This window comes from Acinetobacter sp. YH12102 (assembly GCF_013419125.1).
In the GTDB taxonomy this organism is placed as follows: Bacteria; Pseudomonadota; Gammaproteobacteria; order Pseudomonadales; family Moraxellaceae; genus Acinetobacter; species Acinetobacter pseudolwoffii.
Genome location: NZ_VPAS01000051.1, coordinates 1 through 1,183, shown reverse-complemented (window position 1 = coordinate 1,183; position 1,183 = coordinate 1). Strand labels below are relative to the sequence as shown.

General features: G+C 35.1%; 3 protein-coding genes. 2 read left to right on the top strand and 1 reads right to left on the bottom strand.

From position 1 onward, the window contains the following. Together FTU42_RS14735 and FTU42_RS14730 are read left to right on the top strand one after the other, a co-directional pair. On the top strand, positions 1-292 hold a 292-nt coding region (locus FTU42_RS14735; protein ID WP_180083737.1), incomplete at its 5' end, for a CopD family protein. Between the two features lie 463 nt (positions 293-755). Continuing rightward, positions 756-950, top strand: coding sequence for a heavy-metal-associated domain-containing protein (locus tag FTU42_RS14730; RefSeq protein WP_004679365.1), 195 nt, complete (start codon positions 756-758; stop codon positions 948-950). On the opposite strand, the gene FTU42_RS14970 is transcribed toward FTU42_RS14730, so the two are convergent. Beyond that, positions 931-1,183 (bottom strand): hypothetical protein (locus FTU42_RS14970; protein ID WP_257225605.1); only part of this gene is annotated, 253 nt, incomplete at its 5' end. The genes FTU42_RS14730 and FTU42_RS14970 overlap by 20 nt on opposite strands.

The following is a 1,183-nucleotide window of genomic DNA, read 5'->3' as shown; positions in this document are numbered from 1 at the left end:
TGCTTTCATTGTTGGGATATTAATCGCCTGTGGCGCTAGTGTAGCTCTTCTTTTAATTAAAGATTTTAATACCTTAATCAATACTGCATATGGCTATGGTTTCATGGTTAAAATGTTTTTTGTTATAGGTATTCTACTTTTAGCTGCCTTCAACAAATGGTATTTCACCCCGCATCTTCAACATCCTAAATTTGCTAAACACCTTAGTCATGCCATTTTATTTGAGATGTTATTAGGTCTATCAATTCTATTAACAACAGGCTATATAACCACTGTCGTGGGTATTGAATAAGAGAATTTCAAAATAAGGTTATTGAGGAAATTTAACATTAGTACTTTTATCTTTTGTAGCTGAGCAATAAAGTTTCTACTGGACTGCCAGCTTACGACAATCAGAACAGTAAAATCGCATCATAAGGCATTTATATATTAAAGGTAGTCACCGGTTTTTAGCTTCAATCCATAAGAGTCTCATCTATTCAGTTCACTACTATTGATTGAAATAACTATCTTATAAATTTCAAAGTGATCGTAGATGACAAAAATGTCATTTTTAAGTCACGTTAATGTTGGTTAAGTACTTTTACTGTAGTCATTAGAACGCTATGCTTTAGAATACTCTGATGAAAACTATGGATGTAAACAGACCAAGTTACAGCAAGTAACTGATTCAGAGAAAGGCTGGTTGTATGGTGAAAGTTTAGAGTTACTGTTCTAATGGTTTAAACAAATGTTTTGTTAAAAAGGAGCAACATATGAAATTTCACATCGCTAATATGACTTGTGGTGGTTGTGCACGAGGCATTACTACTGCAATTAAAGAGCTCGACTCGAATGCATCACTCGATATTGATTTACAAAACCGTATCGTTGAAATCAACACAACGGTTAGTCAGGATAAAGTCATTGCCACTCTCGGTGATCGTGGATTTACAGCTGAGCCTGCTTAATCTCTGTTAGAGTAAAGTGGTAATCCCTTATCACTTTACTTACTCTTGTTTTTCTCATCGTACAGATAAAATCTGTACTTGCTTGCAATAAAAGTGCTGCCTGAATGGCACTGTTGCAAATAGGCTGACATGATAAGCTAAATATCTTATTTATTTCGAGATACAGCAGATGAATCCCTTCCACGGTCGGCACTTTCAAGGTGAAATCATTCTTTGGGCTGTTCGTTGGTATT